Origin of the sequence: Undibacterium parvum, assembly GCF_003955735.1 — a bacterium.
Taxonomy (GTDB): domain Bacteria; phylum Pseudomonadota; class Gammaproteobacteria; order Burkholderiales; family Burkholderiaceae_D; genus Undibacterium; species Undibacterium parvum.
Genome location: NZ_CP034464.1, coordinates 2,178,856 through 2,202,624, shown reverse-complemented (window position 1 = coordinate 2,202,624; position 23,769 = coordinate 2,178,856). Strand labels below are relative to the sequence as shown.

Below are 23,769 nucleotides of genomic sequence, written 5' to 3'. Positions count from 1 at the left end.
ATTACTGTGCATCACGATTGAAAAAAATAATTTCCTTCGCCGCATCTAAAATATAGCTGTAATCTCGGATTTTCAGATGCGTCAAGCAATAAGCGAACCACAGTTTATTCTTTGAAAGTATTTGTTTAGGAAAACCACTCCTTGCCAACATCGTTCGCCACTCATCTAGTTTTTCTTTTTGCTTCCTGTCGTTTTCTGTTTTATCAAACCAATCTTCGTTCCATTGATATCTTAATTTCCCATACTCGTCAGAAGGAACCGGACATGGCACGTGATTAGGATAAGCTTGCCAGGGAACCGTGGATATAGCAGGCCCAAATTTTGCCAACCATTTATTATAAAAAGCATGCAGCAGAAATTCATCGATAGGAGCAGCAACGATTAGCTCCAATAAAACACTGTCAAAGAAAGGAAGCACCACTTCAAATTTATATAAATCCAAGTCCTCAAAATAATTGAATAAATGATGTCGCTGATCGTTCATTAAGAAAAACAACAAGCCTGATTTTGCTGCATCCTCGGGCGCGAAGCTTTTCAATTCACTAACCATTTTTTCTAGAGGGCTATTTTCCGCTTCGTGTTTCATATCCGAGCGTAGCATTCCCAATGGGATACCTAGCTTTCTATGTTTCATTAAATATTCGGCGGCGGCATGTATTTTTTTTTCTCGCAATAACTGAATAAATGCGTGGTCCAAATATACGTGCCCCATACCAACACTGCCACCATCTCCTGACCAGACTCGATGCGTTTTAACGCCTTGCTTGACCAATTCTTGATGAGTTTCCGCCCAGCTATCCAAAATTTTTCTTTGCCGCTTTGAAAAACTATCTCGTCCAAGACCTAGCTCGTAATGATGCGAACCAAGAGCAGTCGCGGCAAGGCGACCAAAAAGGTGGTCCTGCGATCCTTCTGGTGCGAAATTTAAGCTCCATACTGGTCGATCAATGTTGCGCAGACCGGCAACAATGCATCGAGAATCCAATCCTCCAGACAAAAAGCTTAGCTCCGCAGGAGTCGATTCGGCTCGAATTTTTACAGCATCAATAAAGGCTTCGTAAATTCGCTCTTGTAATTCATCGTCTGAATAATGACTTGATTTAAGCTCATCCCAGCTCCAATATGAATTCGTATGCATTGAAGATGCTGTGATTTCAACAAATTCGCCCGCATACATGCGGTCAATACCTGAAAAAATAGTATCGCGGGCAAGGCAATAGCCAAACGCCAGTTGAGAAAACATATGTTCAGGTACAATCTTTTTGGATATCTTTGTAATCGACCTAAGCATTCTCAGTGCATTTGAAAAATAAATTCTATCTCCAACTTTTGCGATATAGATAGGGAAAACACCCACTTTGTCAGAGCAAAGCATGAGCGCTTTTGATTGTCTATCGAAACAGAATCCGCAGAAACTCCCTCTCGCAAGTTTGAGTGTATCCAAATCCCGATTCTTTAAAGCTTGGATCAGAATATTTGCATCGACGCCAGCGCTATCCTTATTGATATACGGACGACCAACAACCACGCCAACTTTGTCCAGATCATTCTCAACAATTAAAGAACCTCCACTAGCCCCAAAATCTATAGTTAGCAGTGCGAAATTCTCTGTCAAAACCAGATCTCTTTTATCTTCCGGCTGACGAGAAATTGCGCACTTTAACTCCTCAATTTCAGAGGTCTCAAACTGAGAACAAGATGGATCAAATACACCAAGAAAAAGCATAGATTTATCTTTAGTTTAAAAAACTATTCGGGTTTAAAAGAGTATTTTCGCGAGATAAAGCGGGTACATAAAGAAAAAGTTTTTCTATCGAAAATAAACAATGCGCATACATTGCTGATTACGCCAATCAAGACAAGAGCCAGTAAACTTGGTATAGAGAGATAACTTAAATTTAGAAAAGAAGTCAGCATCATCACTGTTAAGAACATGACCGACGATGTCAAAAATGGTCCAAGTAAGGCGACAAAAATATCTCGATAATTAAAGCCCAAAACGTCTTTTGAGGAGCGCACTGTTAAGTAGGTATATATAGGCGTCCCAAAAAACCAAGAAAGGGACAAACCTAGAACGCCATAATGAACACCAACAAACAAACATATTGGAAAAATTAAAAATGCCGTCAAAGTATTTTTCAATTCGATATCTGCGCGCCCAAATGCTGAAACGGCCGTAGTAAGTAAAGTACAAATTGAACGTAATGGTAGAACTAAACAGACTACTTGCAGAGGCAGTACAGCATCTTTCCATTTTTCGCCCATCAATATTGCAACCACAAACGGAGCAACCGCTGCCAAGCCCCACATAACTGGAAATAGCAAGTATGATATTAATTTCCCTCCGTGCAATAATCGCTCACCGGTCAGGCTACCATTGTGATTCATGCGCGACATCGCAGGAAATGCGACTTGATTAATCACTCCCATCGCCTTAGACAGTGGCATGGACGCTAATTGCATTGCCACCGAATATATTCCCAAGGCATCGCGGCCCAGAAAAGCTCCGGCAATCAATATATCCATTTGAGACAAAAAATGGCCTGCTATACGCCCAGCCATGGTTAGACCACCAAATTTTACTAACTCGCGTACCGGGAACAAGGAAAGCGATGGCCATACCCAATCTCGTAACTGAAAATGCAAAAAAAGTGTACGAAAAACACTACCACATAGGGGACTCAGTATCAGTGACCAATACCCCAGCCCTTTATACGCAAAGACTAAAGTCAACACACCCGTAATAGCTCCGGTCGAAAAATCTATCGTTGCCATTTCACGAAACCGCATTTCACGACGTAAGCGTGCATCTGGTATCGTACCAAATGCGCTAATAATAAATTGACATGCTGCAACTTGAATTATGATAGTGAGTCGGCTATCTGCATAAAGCATAGCAATTAGAGGCGCACCGATTACCAGTAGTAAAGTAACTAGTCCATTTAAAGCAAGCGAGTAACCAAACAAACTGGCAAGTTGTTCCTTTTCAACGTCTTTTGCCTGAACAATAGCAGCGGCAAACCCAAACTCAGCAATCAATCCAAATAAGGCCGTGAACGCTGTACTTAATGCGACCAAACCATAATCAGATGGCGCAAGTAAACGCAAAACGAAAAACGTCATACCCCACGTGATGAGCTGCGTAAACAGGCGCCCAGTCGCGACCCATTTCATCCCGGAGAGCATTTCTTTTTTAATTTTGTCGCTCATACCTTCTACCTAATTGCTAAGACAAGATGTCAGAAATTTCAAATTATCTATTTCCGATTTAATCTAGGTTTTTGAGTCATTCCGCATACGTATCATCGAACTCAAAAGTTCACTCTCACAAATAGCGTGCATCTACTCAATCCACTATTTGGGAAAAAATTTTTGCCAGTTGCTGCGCCCTATATTTTCGTGAAGACGATGCGACTAGTTCGTCTGATGCGGTATACGCCTCTCTCAATTTCACTTGCGACAAAAACCGTGTTAATCCCGCTTGAATATCCTCTACCGAGGTCATATTGACAGTATTTTCAAAGCCTGCGGTGTGTAGAACTCTCGCCGTTTCTCCACTGGTATCCAATAAACCCAAAATAGGTTTACGAGCACGAAAATACTCATAAATTTTTGCCGGTATCTGGGTGTTGAAAGCGCTTCCCTGGAACACCAATAAGCCATCTACAGTGAGCATTTCACGTAAGGCATCTTGATATGCAATATGTGGCTCTATGAATACAATATCCTCAACGCCATACTCCAACACCAAAGCTATAAAGTGTTGATCATCACCTGTTGCGCGTAAAACGATACGCAGAGTGTCTGCACTAAGATATTGGCTTAATTTCAAGGCTGCAATTGCCTTGAGGAAGGCTGTTGGATCTCGCCCTTCAGAATACAATTCACCGCTATGCAATAAGCTTAATTTTCTTTTTTCTTCGTTTGGCGAACTGATACTTTTCAATTGGAATGGATCAAAACCATCTTCGTCATAGCCATTCTCGATCACTTCAAACTTTTCCTGCGCAACTTGAGGAAAGCGATGTCTATAGATTTCACGCGCACTCTGTGTCGTAAAAACCGCCATATCACAGCGCTCTATGGTTTTTCTCTCTATCCAAAGAAAGGTTTTTCTTTGCCACTTCCCTTGCGGATAGTTTTTCTGAGTCATAGGATCGCGAAAATCGGCGACCCAAGCTTTTTTTGTCAGAAATTTCAGCGTCAATCCTATCAAGTGCGCGGTTGCGATTGGATAGGTTGTCCAAATCACCTTCACCTGATTTTTGTAGATTATCCACAAGCCCAAAGGTATCGCACAGATCCACCACGACGCCCAGCGATCCGGCAAAGCCAATATTTCTGGGTAACGTCCAAAAACGCCCAGATGACGCTTTACATCTAAGGCCCAAGCGCGCCAGACTTTCAGATTTTCAGGCAATTGAGACAATTGAGATGCATTTTGCGACTCATAGGCAGCAGAATTCACGGATAAAACACTTGCTTGCCAATTTTGCTCACGAAGATTTTTACTAAAACTCAAAGTTCTTTGTATCCCACTGCTTCCGGCTTGCGGAGGAAAATGATAAGCAATTAACAAAGCTTGATTCAATTTCTGTACCTGACTATCTTTAACAGAACATACTTTTTCCTGATTTTTTTCCACCTGTCCATTTGTGCATAGCCAACTTAACAAACGCACACTAAACATCAACGGATTTGTATCCCATGGACGACGACGCGGCAACTCGAAAAGATCGCTTTGTCTATTCAAGGTTCCGAAGCCTGTCGTAAACGAAGCAAAATAACCTGCCTCCTGCACCATGCGACTATGCCTCTGATCAAAATCTATTCCCACTTTTCCATTCGGATAGGCAAAAAGGCGTACTGGTTTTTGAATAATTTCTTCAAGTACCCGCTTATTTTCATTGATCTCGTATCTGGCGGCATCTTCATCTAAAGTAGTTAAAATTGGATGTGTAATCGTGTGTCCGCCAATTTCGATTCCCTGCTTCGCAAGGTTGGCAACCATCTCTCGCGTTAGCATCAGATCACTAGTCGATATCGGATTACTCAATTTCTCCAATTCCAAAATAACTCTCAAACGTCCTTCGCTAGTTAAATATTTACAGCTGTCATTGATGGAATCTACAATTTTTATACGATCTTTTTGCTCGGACAGAGCCCACGTTCCCATCCCGACGGCCCTTAGATCAAGTGGGCCATTAGGAAGTGCCCGAATTGCTTCCACGATTCTGTCGTTCCACATATTGCCACCGGTCAAAAAACCTGTAGTAACAAATACTGTGGCGGGCAGGTTTAAGCGTGCGAGCACTGGCAGGGCAAGATCATGCGTAGACCGATAGCCATCATCAAAAGAAATACAAATTGCCCTAGGTGGGACTCTATTTTCTTGGATTGCAATAATTGCATCGTATAAGGATAAAACATTAAAGCCTGAAGCCAACACTTCCATGTGCCAGGTAAATGTAGCGAGGTCAGGTTCAGACTCCAGCAATGGATCTTTACAAGCCAGTATCCTGTGGTAATTGATTACGCAAACCCTATTTTCTTGACCAAGTAGACTAATGCCGCCACCGACGAGATGAATTAAGTTTGAAGTAAAATTAAAGGGCTTTTTTTGCACATTCATCGTGATGAATCCCCCTTTCTCTAGCTTGGAGAATAAGGGTGTATGGAATATAGCGGCATCACTATTTTGCTTAAATTCACTCAATTTTTTCAATAACGTGTGTAAATATACAAGTATATAAATACTAACATAAACCAATGGGGCTGTATTTATATGTCCCTAGTGACATACAAAATTCGATCAAAATTGGAAATACACAAACGGTGCTTTGCCACTAGTCATCGCGATCAACACATACACAAAGAAGACCAGGCAGATGGCAAGCTGCCAACTACTCCGACTTCGTATTAAGTCATACATTGCGAGGCTAAAACGCGTGGGGACGAAATGACAGACAACAGCCAAGAGCAAAGCAACAATACCAATCGCGCTTAAGGGTGCAGCACTACCCGCGGGAGTGAGAATGGCCGATGCAAACTTCATCGCTGCCGCTAAGTCCGGTGCTCGGAACAGTATTCTAGAAAAAGCAACGATCTGAAACACGATGATCATTCGCAATAACCACAGGTATCCTGATTCTTTTAGTGGAGCTAATCCTAGACGAACACGTCGATTTCGAGAAAAACGCTCGATACAAATCACACTGCCGTGTATCAGGCCATAGACAATAAAGTTCCAGCCGGCCCCATGCCACATTCCAATTGCCACAAATGTAATGAATAAATTTAGGTAAGCATTTCCAAATTTAGAGCCGCCTACACTAAAGTAGAGGTAATCCCGAAAAAATCCGGACATGGAAATATGCCAACGTTGCCAAAAATTAGAAACACTGTCAGCTAAATAAGGTCGATTGAAATTGATAGGTAATTCAAAACCGAGTAAATTTGCGGCGCCCCGTGCGATATCGGTGTAACCGGATAAATCCATGTAGATTTGAAAGCTATACGCATAAACAGCGAGCAACAAAAACCAGCTTGAATAAGCACTAGGATCGGAAAACGCAGGATTGACAAGATGTACGGCCAATACATCAGCGAATGCAATTTTTTTTATAAAACCGCGGAGTAACAAAAATAGCCCGGTTTCAATTTTTCCTGAGCCGCCTTGAGGAATAGCTTGTAGCTGAGGCAGTAATTGATGGGCGCGCGTAATTGGTCCAGATAACACAGTAGGAAAGAACGCCGCAAATAAGGCAAAATCACGAAAAGAATTGCAACTGGCCTGCCGTCCGCGATACACATCGAGAGTGTACGACAAACTTTGAAACGTATAGAAGGAAATCCCTATAGGTAAAATTAACTGCAGCATCGGCGCATTGATTTGCAAACCAAATCCACCCAATAATGCCGAAAAAGTTTCAATGAAAAAATTAGCATATTTAAAATATGCTAATACGCCTAAACCCGAAATAACTGCCATCCATAGCCACCACTTTCGATAACGCATATCTGTGCTGACTGCAATTCGCTCAGCAGCAAAAAAATTGATCAAAGTGTTGAATAGCAATAAACAGGCAAAACGCCAATCCCAGCACATATAAAAATAGTAACTGGCAAACAGCATGACGTTATTACGTAAATTTAGACGCGTCCCACTTTTGTGCACCAACACAAAAGTAATAGCAAGAAAAAGTAGGAAGTGAAAAGATAAGAATGACATTAATTACTCTACCAGCAACTTATTCGTAGCGATGAAGTCATATAGTGCCTCTGCGACTAAGACCTCGCCCTGAAATGAAAAATGGCTAGAGTCCGCAAAATAGCGAGGCCCGCCTGGTACCAAGGTATCCAAATCGATTAATTGTATTTGATGCGCCTTTGCCGCTTTCCTGATCGCAGCGTTATGCCTGTCATACAGTTGGTGCAGGCCCGCTATGTCAAAACAATGATTGTAGTAACGTGCCGTTTCAGAAAGTTTGGCTTGATCCGATAAAGATTGCTCTGGCCGGTAGGCACGCGCATTAGTTGCAAAAACCAAGCTCAATTTCAACTCTGCGGCTCTTTGAATAAACGCCTCAAGCTTGCTCTCATATGCCTGCAAATTAATGCTTGCAGGGTTGCGAATGCTGGCTTGCTTGATATTTGTGGTGCGTAGAAAAACTGTATTTTTCTTGATCATATCCACTGTTTGCAACCACTCTGGCAAAGAAATAATCGGCAAACCCTGGCGCTGAAATCTTTGATTTGAAGTCTCGTCGTTTCGACAATACACAGCAAAATCATTAAAGCCAGGATACACAACGACCAGATCTGGTTTTAAAGTAGCGACACGTGTTTCCAGCATACGACGTTGCTCATCAAGACCCATTCCAGCGATACCTGCGTTCACGACATCAATTTTTCTTAAGGGAAATTGCTTACGCAGACGTTGCTCCAACTGAGCGGGGAAGGTCTTATCATTGTCGGCCGCATATGCGCCCATCACCGTCGAAGCGCCGACCACCGCAAGTCGCCAACTATGATCTTCTCTTACGATAGATATTTCAGGACTGCGCAAGCCTAAGGAATTGCTACGCAAAGTCGTTTGACTGCCGATGATAGTCTTATTTGGCCTTAGTAATAACAATCCTGTTTCTGCGTCTTTTACGTAAACGCTTTCTGAAAAAATGAGATTAAAAACGCTTTCGCCAGAACGAAAATGGGCACGAATTTGAAGTGCTAACTCAATAATGAGCATCAATACAATCGCCAACAGGACGATGCCGATCACTTTTTTCATACCAGCAACGCGGGACAGATGTGAATCTATAGACATTTTTACAAAAGCCTTTGCTGCTACCGAGAATAATGATGGGAAGAATTACAAAAAAATGCTTTTTAAATATTTGCATTTTATTTAATAAATTATTCTAATCTAGTGCCTTTCAACAATCAATCATCGGTGGATTTAACAACACACTCTTGGGTTATTCGCATTATTTATGCCTTTAAGAAAAGGCTCAGTGCTTATCTCCGAATCCAATCAAGCAACTTGCGGATTTGCTGCTTTCCTATAATTTTCTTTATTTCATTAAACAAAGTGACATAGGCTTGATGAGCAGATATCAGTAAACGATTTTTCCAAGTTTTTCTTAGCAATAGCATATGCCCACGAATTTCGATTTGATTCGATGCGTGATGGTTGTTTGCGGGATTGCTGTAGCCCAAATCGATACTTTCCATATGGAGATTGTTAATCAGGTCCTCGATCGCCATATACAAAATAGAAATACCCGCAGATAAATGTGCTACGTCTGGATGGTAGTAAATATTATGAATAAGCAATTTATTTTCAGAGCGTGTGGCAACAATAACGGCGTATGCCTTGTCCCCGGACCTAAGTACATAGGATAGAAACAAGCCTTGCTTTGCCAGGCCTTGATATATTTTTTGGCCTAGTAACTGTGGCAACCATTCGGCCGGTACCATGCTTTTTCTGGCGGCAATCAAAGCGGGTATTTGATCCCCTTGCTCGATTCGATCCAGTTGCATGTCGACCTCGCCAAATTCTCGCAATAGTCGAACTTGGCGCTTCAAGTTGAAACGTTTTTTAGAACTAAAGCGTTGCAAATACGCCTCAAAATTCTTTGCCAAGGGGATTAAATGACATTCTCGCCACTCGTCTATCACGTATTGGCAATAGGCATTTTCGAGCACAGGCGAATGCTGTATATATGTATGCCAAGCACTATCCCTTCCCAAAGAAGGCATAGACAGAGCGCTGCATGATGGGTATGTTTCAAATAGATATTTCAACAAAACCTCAAAAGCAGCATGTTCAGCCGAGATTAATGGGACACTACCCAGTAGTGTAATTACCTCCAGAGTTGGCTCCGCAAGTGATCTTGGTCCTAAAGAAAAACAAAAGCTCTGCCGCCGGAAGCGGATAGGGATGACACCAACGATATGCTTGGTATCGAAACTTCTGATAACGAGTATTTCAAAATGGTCGTTACCATTATTGGTATCAATTAAAAATTCGAAAAATTCTGGTGTTTGATACACTTTTTCGGCACTCGTACTATCAGACAGCAGCTCTCTCCACGCGGATAAGATAAGCGCATCATCCCTAGAATTTGTGGCGTTTTCCACGCTATATTTCGGCATATTTTTTTGTAACAAGATCATGTTGATGTCGCTTTTTAATTCAATTTACGTAAATTTCTACGCGTTTTAACGATTAAATAGATTAAAAAGGCAGCACTTAATTTCCATTATTGCAATATAATTAAAGCTAATTTCGAGTGAAGTATATAGTTGTTTTGTCAATCTTGTTTCATTTAGTTACAAGTTTTAGGCAAAAAAAAATTTCACTTTGAATAACATGACAACATTTCTAAAAAAGTTTAAGCGATACTAGCCGAACATTGGTGGTTTTTACAATATTTGTACATTAATAGTAGCGAAGCAAAAAGGACGAAATTGGAAAAAATTAAAGTCATGATTTCTTTTGATATTGAATTTAATATCAATGGGGCTTTCTCCAATCCGGACAATTACGCTCCACTTGGTGCCGCATCATTAGTGCGGGCACATGCTGGGCAAGATCATGGTCTAGGTTTTGCACTTGCATGTCTGAAACGTTACCAATTACGAGGAACATTTTTTTTAGAAACTTTGTGCTCTCATTGGTTTGGTATTGCTGAGATGAAAAAAATTGCCCAAAGTATCGCTGTCGATCAGCATGATCTGCAATTACATTTGCACCCATGTTGGACCGCGTTTAAAAATCCTGATTGGAAAACTGCGGTTCGAAAAAAAAATCCTGACGACTCAATTGCAAACAGAAGTGCCGAAGAACTACGCGCAATCATTGGCGATGCAAAAAAACTCTTTGTTGAAATTACCGATAAGAATCCAAAGATATTTAGAACTGGAAATCTTGAAATTGACCGGCAAGCCTTTCGAATTTTCTATGAGCAAGGTCTGAAGTATTCGTCTAGTCTGGGTGCCGCAGGTACCGGCTATGCGGATGAAACCCTCAATTTACACAATGGTGTGCATGAGATTGAAGGTATTACCGAAATCCCTGTTTCCTGCTATTTGAGCAAAATCCCAAACAAGGGCTGGCGCTTATTCACGATACCAGGTAGTTCAACAAAAGAAATCGAGCATTTGCTCAATTTTGCCTATCAACATCAAATTAGCCCTATCGTGATTCTGGTGCATGCCTCAGACTTTTCTCCACAAAGTGGACATAGTCAACCGCAATTCAAACCTAATCATTTTAATCAAGATAGGTTTGAATTTTTGTGCGCCTTTCTTGCAAAAAATACGCAGCGTTTTTCTACTCTGACTTTTGAAGAATTTTGTAAAGAGACTCCAGCCACGACGGGAGCAGCAATGCCGGCATTGTCAGCGCCTATTTCTGGCGCCTTACTACGCATCTTGCAAAACAATGTACTCCCTAAAATCGGTGTTAATTGAAGTGAATACCATCAAAGAAGAGACCCGGAATTTTTGGGAATATCGTCAAGTAACATTTAAATTTCAACTAAGCGATATTAGCCTTTTTAAGGTGAACTTAGCGCTACAGATTAGAGATATTTCACTGACTGAGCATCTGGCGGCAGTTGAGGATTTAATTCCGCCTTCCGAGACCTGCCGCTCAGATAGTCAGGGCTATGCGATTCGCTCCCTTCCCGTAAAAAAACTGTTCCCAACTATTACGAAGAAAAACAATTTTTATTGTTACGTCCAAAAACAATACCAGCACTGCTATATCGACATGCAGCTTTCATTTGACGAATACAAACAAAAATTCTCTTCGAAATCACGTTCGACGATGAATCGCAAACTAAATAAATTCGAAGAATATTGCGAGAAAAAAAATTCCTGGCGGGTCTACAAAAGCGCTGAGGAAATGCTGGTCTTTCATCGCTTGGCCAGACAGGTTTCAGAGAAAACTTACCAAGAAAAATTACTCGATGCCGGCATCCCAGATAGCCCGCGATTTGTAAAAGAAATGACGGCCCTGGCGGCGGATCAGCAAGTGAGGGGGTATATTTTATTTAACGACACTGTCCCCGTCTCTTATCTGTATTGCCCCATCGTAGATGATGCCCTGATTTACGCCTACCTAGGCTATGACCCCGACTATTTGAAGCTTTCTGTGGGGACGGTGCTTCAATGGCTGGCATTACAAGATATGTTTGCTGAGACTCGCTTTAAGATTTTTGATTTCACCGAGGGCCAGTCAGAGCATAAGCGCTTTTTCTCCACCCACGAATTATCATGCGCGAATGTGCTTTTTTTACGTGCAAATATAAAGAACTGGATATTAATTTACAGCCATTTCTGTATGGATAGTTTGTCCAAAGGCTTAGGGGATTTTTTAAATCGCTTCGGATTGAAAACAAAAATAAAGAAAATTTTACGTTTTGGTTTTTGAGCTGCCGCCGCATGCACTGCCCTAGTGTGAGCAGCACCCATGGCTGGCGCGATTGACTCTTCTTGCAGGTATAAAAACGACCATTTCTCCTTAATATGCTTGGGATGAATACGATGAAGCAGTTACTTAAGGCGCTGGCAAAAATATTATTGGGCGAATACGCTTTATATTACATTTATACGCGCAGCGCCAAAGATAGCCCCCTAGCGCCTGCTAAAGTACCTCACGCTTTTACAGTGCAGACGGTCGATGCCGCAATGATACTCAAGAGCGAAGACCCCTTGATTCTGCAGCAAGCGGGCTACTTGGGCTCAGGCACATTTGCCTATGCCTGTTTAGAAGGGCCGCGTATAGTCGGCTTATGTTTTTATTGGTTCGGCGAGCGCTACCGCGAGCGAAATTTTTGGCCGCTATTAGAGCGAGAGGCTAAGTTGGTACAGATTATCTCGCTAGCCGAAATGCGCGGGCGCGGTATCGCAAGTCGTTTAATTGAAATTTCTTGTCAAGATCTGCTAGCGCAAAAATTTGAGCGAATTTATGCGCGCATATGGCATTCCAATTTACCTTCAATAAAAGCTTTCGAACGCGCCGGTTGGAAGCGGATTGCGCTAGTGATAGAGATCAATCCACTGCGCCGTGCCGAGTCGTTTAAAATTCGAATTAATTCGAAATTATTGATACGGTGATTGCGCCAGTTTGTCCTAAGTCCCCACAACCGCTAAGCGCTTGATGCCACACGCGCTTCTAGTTCTCGGCTTGCAGCCAGCGGCACCAGAAACTTTTGTTCCAACACCAGCACCAAGGCCATGATGGCGTAGGTCATGTCGAAATAGGCGAAACTCAGAGCCGCGCCCCCCACGGCGTAGGCGAACAGCGAGAGTCTTAACATCGTCGCCAAACTGATGAGCCAGTCAGGGCCATTCAAGGCACGTGCTCGTTTTGCGATGCTGCCGGCTTTGAAAAATGACAGGCCTATGAAGCTGATGAAGATAAATAAACCGATGAAACCATGGTCGCCAAGAACCTGGAAATAACTGCTGTGCGCAGCATGTGCGCCGAAGGTATCCGGGACTGCGGTCCCCGTATAGAAAAATGGAAATTTATAAAAATCCTGGGATAAGGATGACCACACAGGGAAATATTCCAAAGCCTTAAAGCCGCCGCCAAATACATTTTGTGAAGCCAGAATAAAGGATAATTTCCAAGCCACCATACGCCCCAAGAAGGAGTTATCCTGATCCGCGGTACTGATAGTATCCATACGATTAAACCATTGATCGGGGATCAATCCAACCATGGCGCCGCCGATACACAGTACCAAGATGGCAAACCAAATTTTTCTTTTACTCTTGATGAACAGATAGCCACCTACCGCAACCAAGGCCAGTAAACCACCGCGCGAATTGGTCCCGATGATAGAGGTGATGACCAGGGTAATAAGGGCAATCAGGCCGAATTTTAGTATCCAGGATTTTTTCCCGAACTCACCCAACAAATAGAAACAGATAGGCAAGAGCATCGCAAATGCCACAGCTAACTCGTTTCTATCGGCCAAGATATGCCCGTACATTCCTCGAATATTATGCACGCCACCACTATTGACGTATTTCAAACCCTCAACCGAGGCATAGAAACCCACGGAAAAAATCAGGCACCAGAGAAAAAAATCAATATGCAGTTTTTTATCGATGATGAGTAAGATACAAATAAACAGGGCTATCACTTTGGCCAGCCTGGACCAAATATCCCAGGCCAGCTCGGGGATGCCTATGGCGAAGATAGTCGTAATCAGAGTCCACCCTAAAAACAGCAGCACCAAGCCACCAATATTACCCAATTGCAGTTGAGATTTTTTCTTGGACATCAGATAAACAACAATGGTCAGACCGGCAAACAATAAGTTATATCGGACGTCGCCAGCGATGCCGTACACCCAGCCATTCGGGAAAAACATCGCGGTCCATATCCATAGGCCTAGCCCGATAAAGGCCCGTTGAAACATGGCAAAAATCAAGATCGGTAAGATGGACAGTAAAAAAATATCGCGCATGATCTACTTTTCGTTTTCACGCATAGTTTCAGCCTCAAGCTCAATCTTGTCCTGGCGTATCGCCCAAAAACAGACAAACACCAAGACCACTAAATTTATTGCCCAAAGTGCGCTTTCCATCTTTTCTCCGATTCCAATACCGTTATTTTTATATTTATTAACAGCTGCTTTAGATGCCTAATAGGAGCAGCAATTTCATATACTCCCCTATTTTTTTTAATATTTATGCCACTTGCCTATATAAACACAGCGGCGTAAAAATATACTAGCTCCCAGTATCTATAAATTTGACGAATCGGCAGTAGCGCCGCCACACCAGTTTAATAGGCCGCAACTTTGCTAATGACGTAGCGAAATTTTCCAGATTTTTCTGCCGGTATTTCATTCACCTGCTCTACTTGTATCTCGACTGCTGCACCGAGTCTGGCGCGGAAACCTAGAATAATTTGGCTACTTAATTCTGCACTAAGCGGCTCTTCTAGCACCACCAAAACCCGCGTCAAGTCCAGACTTTCTTGTATGATTTTGAAGGCGCGTACTTGCGGTAAATCGCGCAAAATATAGATCAAGGCGAGGCCGTGCATCACCGTGCCATTGTGCGCCACCAAGAAATCGGTGCTACGGCCCTGTATCTCTTGCAGCACTGGCAAGCCGCGGCCGCAGCTACAGGCTGCGTCCGAGAGCACGCCGATGTCACCGGTACGATAACGAATAAAAGGGAATTCACTGGTGGCCAAATGCGTCACGACAATTTCGCCCGATTCGCCTACCGGCACCGGCAAACCATGGGTATCGACGATCTCGACGATAATATCTTCTGCCGTAATGTGCATGCTGCCATGCGGGCACTGATGCGCGATAAAGCCGGCATCGCGTCCGCCATAACCGTTGGCGACCGCGCAGCCAAAAGTGCTCGCAATTTGCTCACGCTGTTCATCATATAAACGCTCAGAGGTGACGAAGGCCACTTGTATCCCCAAATCATTCATGACCAGGCCACGCTTGGCCGCATGCCTTGCAAAATGCGATAAGGCGGAAGGGTAGCCGAACAACATTTTGGGGCGCAACTGGCGTATCTGCGCCAAAAAGTCATCTAGTTTTTGCTCAGACATTTCAAACGCTGGCAATAATTTGGTACGAAATACTTTGTCACGCAGGCCGCGCACGCTATCTTGCGTGCCCAATTCTATCGGTGAACCCCACACCACGATTTCTCTATCGCCGATATCCACATCCCACCAGCGGGTGGCGCGCCATTTGGCAGCAACATCATGGCTGACCCGTTCTTTGCCGATAAAAAAGATCAAAGGCTCACCACTCGATCCGCCGGTATTGAAGCGCGCCAGATGCCGCGCTTTTTCAGATTTTAGCGCCTCGGTATGGGCGCGGATCTCGGCTTTAATTAAGAAAGGGAAGCGACTTAAGTCTTGCAGCGAAGAGACTTGTTCGGCTTGTAGCCCAAGCTGGGCAAATAAATCTCTGTAGTAAGGCACATGCTGTTGCGCGTGCGTAAGTAATTGCTTGAGTCGCGACAATTGCAAATCGCGTAATTGATCGCGCGTCCACCATTGGCTTTGCTCCATCTGCTTGCGTAGCGCGACGGTATTATGTTGCTTCAAGCGCTCTTGCAAAGGAAAAATTACTCCCGCAACCAAGGCGGTATACAACTCCTTATGAGAGCTAGTCTGTGTGTTCAATCTGACTCTCCCGCAAATGCTTAGCCTTCGCTAATGATTTAAAAGTCGCCACTTCTGCGTACACCGCCAATAGCCTTAGTCGTACCTTAGACCAAGTATATTGCGTGACTAATTCTACGCCAGCTTGGCGTAATTCTTGCGCTTTTTCAGGCTTGTTGAGCAGCGACAACACCGCCTCTGCCATCGCCTGCGGCGCGCCAGGTGCGACCAGCAAAGCGGTTTTTTCATGCTGCACCAGATACGGGATTCCACCCACATCGGTGCTCACCACAGGGATGCCGCTGGCCAGCGCTTCTAAAATAGAGATGGGCATATTGTCGGCCGTGGTCGGGTTCAACATCATGTCAGCATCCCGATACAGTTGCGGCATATCATGATTGTCGATACGCCCGGCAAATGTTACCGCATCAGATAAGTGTAATTGCTGACTCAAGGCCAGCAGATTTGCTAGTTCCGGACCAGAGCCAGCGATCGTCAGACGCGCCTGAGGCAGGCGCTCATGGATGATCTTAAACGCTCGCAGGGCGGTTGCGTTATCGTAAATTAATTCCAGATTACGCGCGACTAACAAGCGTGGCGCTTCGGTCCAAAGCGGATTGCGCGGCAACTCTGAGGCAAAAAAACGACTGAAATCAATGATGTTCGGAACGATTTTCGTTGTAAAGCCGTATTCTTTGAAAATGGCGTCAAGGAAGCCAGAAGGTACTATGATCGATTCTACTTTGTGCAAACTGGGTTTTACCCACGAGAAATCTTTCTGAAAAAAACTCGCCGCTTCGCCGCCTCGGTAATTCACTATCACAGGTGTGCCACGCAGATGCGCGATCCAAATCGCAGGCGCGGCGAATAAATGCCAGGACCAGCCAGAATTTGCCATGATATGCAGCAAATCAGCCTTGCCACTGGCACTCCAGAGTTGCCGTAAGTAAGGCAATAGGCGAAATAGGGCGCGCACGCCTTTAACATGTGCGACCCAGGATGGGTAAGCGCGATTGACTTGCACCAACTCAACCTCAAGACCATCGGCACGGAGTAATTTGGCCAGCTGCAGAGTTTGATTTGCCATGCCGCCAGAGGAGGGCGGCAAAGGCCCCACCAAAGCGATGCGTAAAGACTGGGAAGATACTCTGTTTGCATCAGGTGTGGTGGCTAGCGTCATGATGCAATTTTCTGGCGGCTTGCTTGGCCTTTGAACTTGGCAATTAGCTGGCTATACACGGCTTGATAGCGCGCCACACTGCTTGGCCAGTTACGCTCATTTTCAACAAAGGTGCGGGCCGCCTTACGCAAAGCTGGCCATTGCGCCGGGGTCGCCAGCAATGCCAAGACCTTGCTGGCCAAGTCTTCGGGATCATCGGCTTTAAATAAGATACCGGTTTTGCCATCAACGATCAACTCTTGATGGCCACCGACGTCAGACGCCGCCAACAAGCGGCCTTGTGCCATCGCTTCTAAGGGTTTTAGAGGCGTCACCAGATCCGTCAAGCGCATCCGCAAACGCGGATACACCAAGACATCGATCAGGTTGTAATAGCGCTGCACCTGATCATGCGGCACTCTACCGGTGAACATGACCTTGTTCGAGACACCCAATTGCTTTGCCAACTGCTGCAATTGTTGTTCTTGTGGGCCGCCACCGACCAGCAGCAGATGTATCGCCGGATTTGCCTCTAACATCTTGGGCAGCGCTTGCAATAAAATATTCAAGCCTTCATAGGCGTAAAAAGACCCGATAAATCCCAACACCAGTTTGCCGTCCAAACCCAGTTGCTGGGCCAGCGCAGCGTCGGCACTTTCACCTACGCTAAAATCTTCGATATTCACCGCATTCGGTATCACACTTACTTTTTCTGCGGCGATTCCTCTTTGTACAATTTCATGACGTAAACCTTCGCAAATCGTGGTGACCGCATCGACGTGCTTGATGGCATAGGTTTCCATCGCTCTTGTCAGGCGATAGCGTAAGCCCCATTCTGAACTGGTGCCGTGATCGACCGCGGCATCTTCCCAAAAGGCACGGATTTCATACACCACCGGTATCCCTAAGCGCTTACCCACGCGCAAAGCCGCGATGGCATTGAGTGCCGGTGAATGCGCATGCAAGAGATCGGGCTTGATCTGCACAGCCAGTTGCTCCAAGCGCTGGGTTAGATTAGCAATCACCGCCAGTTGATTCAGTACCGGAATGCGATTCATCCAATGCTTTTGTGGTGTGCGGAAAAATCGCCACTCACCGTCCACCGTTTCTTCTGCCACACTGTAGGCGCCCTGTTTTGGGCTGGTGAGATGAAAGGTCTCCCAACCCAATGCACGTTGTTGCTTGAGGATAGACAAAGTGCGAAAGGTATAGCCGCTGTGCAAAGGAATCGAGTGATCTAGGATGTGCAAAATACGCATAGGTTTTGACAAAAAAGGTTAAGGCTAATGCGCCGCTTGGCGTATAACTTGGCTGGCATTGCCATCCAGATTGCGCAGGAAAGCCTCGAACATCAACAAGGACCATAAAGGCGCACTATTGTCACGTCTACCGGATTGATGCTGATCGACCAGCTCTTTCAGAAAATCCATATTAAATATCCCGGTTGCCGCCATCACCGGCCCCAACACGGCCTGACTAACACGTTCACGCAGCGGACCTCGGAGCCAGCTCGCGACGGGAATAGAAAATCCCATTTTTGGTCTATACAAAATATCATCAGACAAATAGCTTTGCATAGATTTTTTAAAAATGTACTTTCCCTCGCTGCCGTGCAATTTCAGCGCCGAAGGCAAGCCTGAGACCCACTCGACAAATTGATGGTCCAATAATGGCACCCGCACTTCTAACGCGTGCGCCATACTGGCTCTGTCCACTTTTGTCAGGATATCACCAGGTAGATAGGTCTTCATGTCTAGGTATTGCACCACCGATAAAGGATCGTCGCTAGGCGCATTGCGGGCATGTGCCAGCATCACTTCGCTGGCATGGTAACCCTGCAAATCGCGCTTAAAATTATCGCTGAACAGATGTGATCGTAGCCGATCCGGCATCAGCGAGACACCCTGGAAATAGCCGGGTGCCAAATCATTGGCCAAGGCTTCGAAAGTGGTTTTGGCCCTGAAAACACGCGGTGCCCAATCGGCCTTGGGATAATGTTTAGCGAGCAAGCCAAATAGCGGACGCCGCAAGGCTGAAGGCAAGGCAGAGCGCACTTTTTCTGTCACGACAGAATGATGATAACGACGGTAACCAGCGAAATTCTCATCACCGCCATCGCCCGAGAGTGCCACTGTGACGCGTTTTCTAGCCAACTGACAAACCCGATAAGTGGGAATGGCCGAACTATCGGCATACGGTTCGTCATACAACCCGGCCAAAGTATCGATCAAGCCATAGTCGTCTTTATCCACAGTTTCGCTGTGGTGCGTGGTTTTATATTGATTCGCCACTTGGGTGGCAAATACAGATTCGTCAAACTTCGGATCGTTAAAGGAGATAGAACAGGTATTTACTGGCGTAGCGCTTAAGCCCGCCATCATCGCCACGACGGCGCTAGAATCAACACCACCAGAAAGAAACCCTCCCAGCGGTACATCCGCGATCATGTGACTAGCCACAGCATCCCTGAAGCGCGCCACCAGTTCATCCTCAATCTCAGCTTCGCTGGCGGATGTGGTCGGGGTAAAAGGGATATCCCAATATTTTTTTTGTTGTAGCTGAATTTCGCCCACGGTCAGACTCAGCGTATGCCCTGGCGCCAGTTTGTATGCATTACTAAAGATGGTGCGCGGCTCGGGTACATAGCCAAAAGAAAAATACTCTTCCACTGCACGCGGATCAAGTTGATGCGAAAAATCAGGCAAGCACAAGAGAGATTTTAATTCTGATCCGAAGGCAAAAATCCCATTTGGCAGCAGTGTATAAAAAAGTGGCTTAATTCCCATGCGATCACGCGCCACGAATAGGCGCTGCTGATTTCTATCCCAAATAGCAAAAGCAAACATGCCACGGAAGTGCTGCACACATTGTTCGCCCCATTGCTCCCAGGCGTGCACGATTACTTCAGTATCACAATGCGTACTAAATTGATGACCGAGAGCAATTAACTCTTGCATCAGACTTTGGAAATTATAGATTTCGCCATTAAAGACAACGACGACACTGCGATCTTCATTAAACAAAGGTTGCTGACCTGAAGCCAGATCGATGATGGAGAGTCGCCTGTGACCAAATCCTAGCGCACGCTCTGTGTATAAACCGCCCTCGACTGGGCCGCGATGAAACTGGGTTTCATTCATGCGCTCAAGCAATTGACGATCAATCTCGCGTGCGCCACTCAGATCAAACATGCCTACGATTCCACACATGATGCAATCATCCCCTTAATGTCGTGTTTTTGCGGCGAGCAGAGCATCATACATTTCCATATAGGATGCCAGCATCGCCTCAATACTATAGATTTTTTCTACCCGTGTACGCCCCGCTGTGCCATGTTGCAACAATAGTTCTGGTGCTTGCACGTAAGCGGAAATGGCCATTGCAAAAGCACGCGCATCGAAAGTCTGCATCGCATAGGCGTCGACCAAGCTACCGGTCGCACCAGCTATCACTAGCTCAGGAATCCCGCCAACCTTGCTCGCCACCACGGCCAAACCTGTTGCCATCGCCTCCAATAAAACCACAGGTGTGCCTTCTGCTATTGAGCTCATCGCGAACAGCGAAAATGTCTGCATGATTTGCGCAATGTCATCGCGGGCACCGGGCAGCCAGACATACTCGTTCAAACCAGCATCGGCAACGCAAGCACGCAGCGCTGGCAACAAAGGGCCATCGCCAATAATCGCCAATCTCAGCGTCTCTTTGTGTTGCGGCAGCAAGGCACGCAATTGGATAAACGCATCGATCAGAGCTCTATGGTTTTTAACATCCTGTATTCGGCCGACAGTACCGATGACAAAACAATTTTCAGGAAAATGTCGGCCATGCAGCGCCCCAACATTGGTAGTCGCGGGCCTAAATTTCTTTGTATCAACGCCATTTTGTATCAACTTATTTTTTGCGGCGGGCACCCGTATCGCCTGACTCAACCAGCGCTGCAAATCAGCAGAAACTGGGACGAAATAATCGATCAATGGTATCAAGCTGCGTCGCAATAAATTGTGCTTCCAATTTTTTCCCTCTGGATCTGTGGCGTCCCGTCCATGCTCGGCATGCACACGGACGGGCACGCCAGCCAGACTAGCTGCTAGCGCGTATTCTATGGCCGACAAATTATAGGTATGCAATATGCTGGGGCGCAGTCGCCGTAGCAGTTTCCAGATATTCAGATGCGTTTCCAAACCTAGGCCCGGGGGTTTATTTAAGGCGAAAATTTTTACGTCAGGACGTGTGATTTTTTTTGAAAATTCTGTGTAATCGGTCAAACAAATAATCGCATGTCTATATTTGTCCACAGGCATGCGATTGACACTATCGACCAACAAAGTTTCAAGCCCGCCAAAATCCAATTTATAGATCAAATGGACGACCAAAGGAGTGGTCTTCATTTTGAATCAAATTTCTGGCTTTGGCTTAATTTTAATTCCAGGTTTGCCAGATTGGTTTTGAGGAAATCACGTAAAGTTTCCCTGGCTATTTCTGGATTTTCTTGAAATGGCGTATAAAAAAACAGTGCGGCACCATCATCGCCTCGCATCAGCAATTTCTCTTTTGCCTGCAGCATTTTTCCTTCGTATAAATTAACGATGGCATGACCGTCTATCCAATACCATTGCCAGACTAATAGAGTATCAAAATTCCCTCTCAGGCGGCTTTCCCGCACTTGCAGCGTGCGCGTCCCTATACGTTCGGTGCGTAGCTCGGAGCTTACTTCGCGCCATTCATTTTCATGATGCTTGACCAATTGATTGACCGAACTAATCAAGCCGGCTGAACGAGCCTGCTCTCGGTAATAGCCTAGATGCATACCTACAATTTGAGCCTGATTTTGATAGGCACGATCAAGTTCGGTATGCGCAGGGAAGAAATCTGGTTTCCAATTGCTAAAGGGCGCTATTTCTTTCCAATCGCTTTGAAATTGTTCGATTTGCACCGCAGGAAAATCTTGCTGGGCCCGATTGATATAGGCCGCATACGCTGGCCACAAACCTATGCAAATAAGTACGCTCAAGGCCGCCAAAAGCACTTGCGACCAAGGCAGAGTTTCTGAAATTGCTGGATCTGTCGTAAGCGCTGCGGTCGCGGCGGCATCCTCGCGCCAAAAACTACCTATCCAAAACATAAAAAACATCACCAGGCCAAAAAACAACCACCCATAAATCAGATGATCGACCCCAACCGCTAAGGTCATGCCGCTAAAGTGGCCTATCATCACGATCATATAGGCACGCAAGCCATTTGCAATAATCGGCACGATAATCGAAAACAAGATGAACAGTACGCGCTTATGGGTAGTGCGATAAGTCAGGTAGGCATACAGCGAACCAAGAGTCAGTGAAGAAATTAAATATCGCAAGCCACTACAAGCCTCGACCACCGACCAACTACCTGAGGGGATGGTAAAACTATTGCCTTCGCGTAGTACCGGTATCCCAGTAAACTGCAAAGCAGCAACGGTGAAATTCGCCGTAAAATTAATCAGCGGTTCTAGAAATATTTCACCGAAAGGCACAGCAAAAATCAGAAAAAAGAGTGGGAAAGCCATCGCCCACGCGATACGCCAGCCCAGCACCACAATGGCACTTAAGGCGAGCATCAAAACAAACATATATTGCCGGGCGACTTGCACATCCCCCAACTCAGCCAGCAACCAGGCAAATCCGCAGGATGCTAAGACTGGCAACAGCGCCCAACAGGTTTGCGCTCGCATGCCTAAGATAAGATCTCGTCTACGCCATATCAGCCACAAACTGATAGGCAAGATGATATAGCCATGCGCAAAGGTTTCGGATGTGTTCCAGATTCCAACGATAGATTTGGCGGTACTGAAGTAGACAAAAAAAGGGGCCAGTAAAGTGAAGGCAATAAGCATGCCCTTCAAATAAAAAGTTGATTTTGTCTGAGTCAAGGCAAACCCTTTTTTGTAAAATTTCATGCATTTATCGCATTAATATTTTAGCATTATACAGCCAGGGTCTGGCGAGACGTCAACGCCTTAGCGGGTGCTTTAACTGCCTTTTTGTCTCAATTTCGTCGTAATATAGCTTCGATCTATGCAGAACTAAGGGCTAGCACTTTTACCGCCACAAATTAGTTTCCTGTTGGCATGAATATTTCTTTCAGCTCCGCTATCATTCCCACCTCAAGCCTCACTGAAAGTCATTGGAAGTAATTGAGAGTCACGAAATTTCGCCACTCACTTGCTTTAACTTATGTAGATTGCCGCGTAGTAAATCAAAAACTTCACGTTCGAATTGTTCTGCCTGGCTGCGCTTTATCAGCAGACGCACAATTGCACGATCCTCGTAACAAGTGTCTAGCACCAACACGTCCACTTGTTCGCAGTAACGCCGCAAACTCGATTCATCGGCAAATTGCACAGAAAATAGAACTTCTATTTGTATTTCTATAGGATGCAGTTGCGCTAGTTTGCAGGCATCAGATATAGCCTGACCATAGGCACGCGTTAAACCACCGGCACCAAGTTTTATACCGCCCCAGTAGCGCACCACCACCGCAAGCACGTTGAACAATTGTTTGTGCACCAGTACGTTGTACATGGGTTTGGCGGCGGTCCCGGATGGTTCACCATCATCATCCAAACCAGAATCGCCTTCGCACAACAAAACCCAGCACACATGCACGGCATTCGGATGCTGGTTTCGTATTTCGGCTAATTTTTCACGAGATTCTGCACGGCTGCGCACAGGGTAGAGTTGACCTAAAAATCGGCTTTTCTTTATTTCGATTTCGGAATAAACAGCTGAGCTAAGTTGAAACATATTGATTTCAAAAAAACTCACAACAAAGCATGGGAAATCTAAATGCTTAAGTGTAAGGAGTATGGACTAAACCAGCTGTGTGATTGGTTCAGCATCGAGCCGTATTCAAAGCTAGAGCTAGATAAAGACCTTACACCGGCAAGGAAGAACTGGCATCCAAG

General features: G+C 45.1%; 17 protein-coding genes. 3 read left to right on the top strand and 14 right to left on the bottom strand.

From position 1 onward, the window contains the following. Position 1: 1 nt before the first annotated feature. The 6 genes from EJN92_RS09590 to EJN92_RS09560 all read right to left on the bottom strand — a co-directional run bounded on the left by EJN92_RS09590 (position 2) and on the right by EJN92_RS09560 (position 9,678). On the bottom strand, positions 2-1,726 hold the full coding sequence (locus tag EJN92_RS09590; protein ID WP_126127612.1) for an asparagine synthase-related protein: 1,725 nt from the start codon (positions 1,724-1,726) through the stop codon (positions 2-4). 23 nt (positions 1,727-1,749) lie between these two features. Next, complete coding sequence (locus EJN92_RS09585) at positions 1,750-3,210, bottom strand: lipopolysaccharide biosynthesis protein (protein WP_126127611.1); 1,461 nt, start codon at positions 3,208-3,210, stop codon at positions 1,750-1,752. A gap of 136 nt (positions 3,211-3,346) precedes the next feature. Next, positions 3,347-5,725: a polysaccharide deacetylase family protein gene (locus EJN92_RS21830; RefSeq protein WP_227869781.1), complete on the bottom strand. Its 2,379-nt coding sequence runs from the start codon at positions 5,723-5,725 to the stop codon at positions 3,347-3,349. A gap of 87 nt (positions 5,726-5,812) precedes the next feature. Then, positions 5,813-7,231 (bottom strand): MBOAT family O-acyltransferase, encoded by a 1,419-nt coding sequence (locus EJN92_RS09570; protein WP_126127610.1) that lies wholly within the window; start codon positions 7,229-7,231, stop codon positions 5,813-5,815. Positions 7,232-7,234: 3 nt separating this feature from the next. Further along, complete coding sequence (locus tag EJN92_RS09565) at positions 7,235-8,326, bottom strand: SGNH/GDSL hydrolase family protein (RefSeq protein WP_126127609.1); 1,092 nt, start codon at positions 8,324-8,326, stop codon at positions 7,235-7,237. 191 nt (positions 8,327-8,517) lie between these two features. Further along, positions 8,518-9,678 carry a GNAT family N-acetyltransferase gene (locus EJN92_RS09560; RefSeq protein ID WP_126127608.1) on the bottom strand — a complete coding sequence of 387 codons (1,161 nt, stop codon included), beginning with the start codon at positions 9,676-9,678 and terminating at the stop codon, positions 8,518-8,520. A gap of 294 nt (positions 9,679-9,972) precedes the next feature. Here EJN92_RS09560 and EJN92_RS09555 point away from each other — a divergent pair, with 294 nt between their 5' ends. The 3 genes from EJN92_RS09555 (at position 9,973) to EJN92_RS09545 (ending at position 12,627) form a co-directional block, all read left to right on the top strand. Further along, a complete protein-coding gene (locus EJN92_RS09555; RefSeq protein ID WP_126127607.1) occupies positions 9,973-10,977 on the top strand; it encodes a polysaccharide deacetylase family protein in 1,005 nt (334 codons plus the stop codon). A 1-nt stretch (position 10,978) separates the two neighbouring features. Then, the gene (locus tag EJN92_RS09550; protein ID WP_227869780.1) at positions 10,979-11,941 is read left to right on the top strand and encodes a GNAT family N-acetyltransferase; all 963 of its coding nucleotides are present in this window, start codon (positions 10,979-10,981) and stop codon (positions 11,939-11,941) included. 113 nt (positions 11,942-12,054) lie between these two features. Further along, complete coding sequence (locus EJN92_RS09545) at positions 12,055-12,627, top strand: GNAT family N-acetyltransferase (protein ID WP_157984339.1); 573 nt, start codon at positions 12,055-12,057, stop codon at positions 12,625-12,627. 32 nt (positions 12,628-12,659) lie between these two features. On the opposite strand, the gene EJN92_RS09540 is transcribed toward EJN92_RS09545, so the two are convergent. The 8 genes from EJN92_RS09540 to EJN92_RS09505 all read right to left on the bottom strand — a co-directional run bounded on the left by EJN92_RS09540 (position 12,660) and on the right by EJN92_RS09505 (position 23,608). Next, positions 12,660-13,991 (bottom strand): putative O-glycosylation ligase, exosortase A system-associated, encoded by a 1,332-nt coding sequence (locus EJN92_RS09540; protein ID WP_126127604.1) that lies wholly within the window; start codon positions 13,989-13,991, stop codon positions 12,660-12,662. 320 nt (positions 13,992-14,311) lie between these two features. Then, complete coding sequence (locus tag EJN92_RS09535; protein ID WP_227869779.1) at positions 14,312-15,688, bottom strand: phenylacetate--CoA ligase family protein; 1,377 nt, start codon at positions 15,686-15,688, stop codon at positions 14,312-14,314. Beyond that, positions 15,672-16,847, bottom strand: coding sequence for a glycosyltransferase family 4 protein (locus tag EJN92_RS09530; RefSeq protein ID WP_126127603.1), 1,176 nt, complete (start codon positions 16,845-16,847; stop codon positions 15,672-15,674). Before EJN92_RS09530 ends, EJN92_RS09535 begins: the two co-directional genes overlap by 17 nt. Further along, a complete protein-coding gene (locus EJN92_RS09525; protein ID WP_126127602.1) occupies positions 16,844-18,085 on the bottom strand; it encodes a TIGR04063 family PEP-CTERM/XrtA system glycosyltransferase in 1,242 nt (413 codons plus the stop codon). Before EJN92_RS09525 ends, EJN92_RS09530 begins: the two co-directional genes overlap by 4 nt. Before the next feature lie 24 nt (positions 18,086-18,109). Further along, a complete protein-coding gene (locus EJN92_RS09520; protein ID WP_126127601.1) occupies positions 18,110-20,035 on the bottom strand; it encodes an XrtA/PEP-CTERM system amidotransferase in 1,926 nt (641 codons plus the stop codon). Between the two features lie 15 nt (positions 20,036-20,050). Then, positions 20,051-21,214 (bottom strand): TIGR03088 family PEP-CTERM/XrtA system glycosyltransferase, encoded by a 1,164-nt coding sequence (locus tag EJN92_RS09515; RefSeq protein ID WP_126127600.1) that lies wholly within the window; start codon positions 21,212-21,214, stop codon positions 20,051-20,053. Further along, on the bottom strand, positions 21,211-22,761 hold the full coding sequence (gene xrtA / locus EJN92_RS09510; protein WP_126127599.1) for an exosortase A: 1,551 nt from the start codon (positions 22,759-22,761) through the stop codon (positions 21,211-21,213). The genes EJN92_RS09515 and xrtA overlap by 4 nt, the downstream gene beginning before the upstream one ends. Positions 22,762-23,005: 244 nt before the next feature. Beyond that, the gene (locus EJN92_RS09505; protein WP_126127598.1) at positions 23,006-23,608 is read right to left on the bottom strand and encodes an IMPACT family protein; all 603 of its coding nucleotides are present in this window, start codon (positions 23,606-23,608) and stop codon (positions 23,006-23,008) included. Positions 23,609-23,769 lie beyond the last annotated feature (161 nt).

Coding starts and splice junctions, on each gene's coding strand:
- EJN92_RS09530 (WP_126127603.1), bottom strand. CDS start 16,847: ATGACGCTAGCCACCACACCTGATGCAAACAGAGTATCTTCCCAGTCT.
- EJN92_RS09540 (WP_126127604.1), bottom strand. CDS start 13,991: ATGCGCGATATTTTTTTACTGTCCATCTTACCGATCTTGATTTTTGCC.
- EJN92_RS09545 (WP_157984339.1), top strand. CDS start 12,055: ATGAAGCAGTTACTTAAGGCGCTGGCAAAAATATTATTGGGCGAATAC.
- EJN92_RS09585 (WP_126127611.1), bottom strand. CDS start 3,210: ATGAGCGACAAAATTAAAAAAGAAATGCTCTCCGGGATGAAATGGGTC.
- EJN92_RS09565 (WP_126127609.1), bottom strand. CDS start 8,326: ATGTCTATAGATTCACATCTGTCCCGCGTTGCTGGTATGAAAAAAGTG.
- EJN92_RS09520 (WP_126127601.1), bottom strand. CDS start 20,035: ATGTGTGGAATCGTAGGCATGTTTGATCTGAGTGGCGCACGCGAGATT.
- EJN92_RS09525 (WP_126127602.1), bottom strand. CDS start 18,085: ATGCGTATTTTGCACATCCTAGATCACTCGATTCCTTTGCACAGCGGC.
- EJN92_RS09505 (WP_126127598.1), bottom strand. CDS start 23,608: ATGTTTCAACTTAGCTCAGCTGTTTATTCCGAAATCGAAATAAAGAAA.
- EJN92_RS09570 (WP_126127610.1), bottom strand. CDS start 7,231: ATGTCATTCTTATCTTTTCACTTCCTACTTTTTCTTGCTATTACTTTT.
- EJN92_RS09515 (WP_126127600.1), bottom strand. CDS start 21,214: ATGAAGACCACTCCTTTGGTCGTCCATTTGATCTATAAATTGGATTTT.
- xrtA (WP_126127599.1), bottom strand. CDS start 22,761: ATGAAATTTTACAAAAAAGGGTTTGCCTTGACTCAGACAAAATCAACT.
- EJN92_RS09590 (WP_126127612.1), bottom strand. CDS start 1,726: ATGCTTTTTCTTGGTGTATTTGATCCATCTTGTTCTCAGTTTGAGACC.
- EJN92_RS09560 (WP_126127608.1), bottom strand. CDS start 9,678: ATGATCTTGTTACAAAAAAATATGCCGAAATATAGCGTGGAAAACGCC.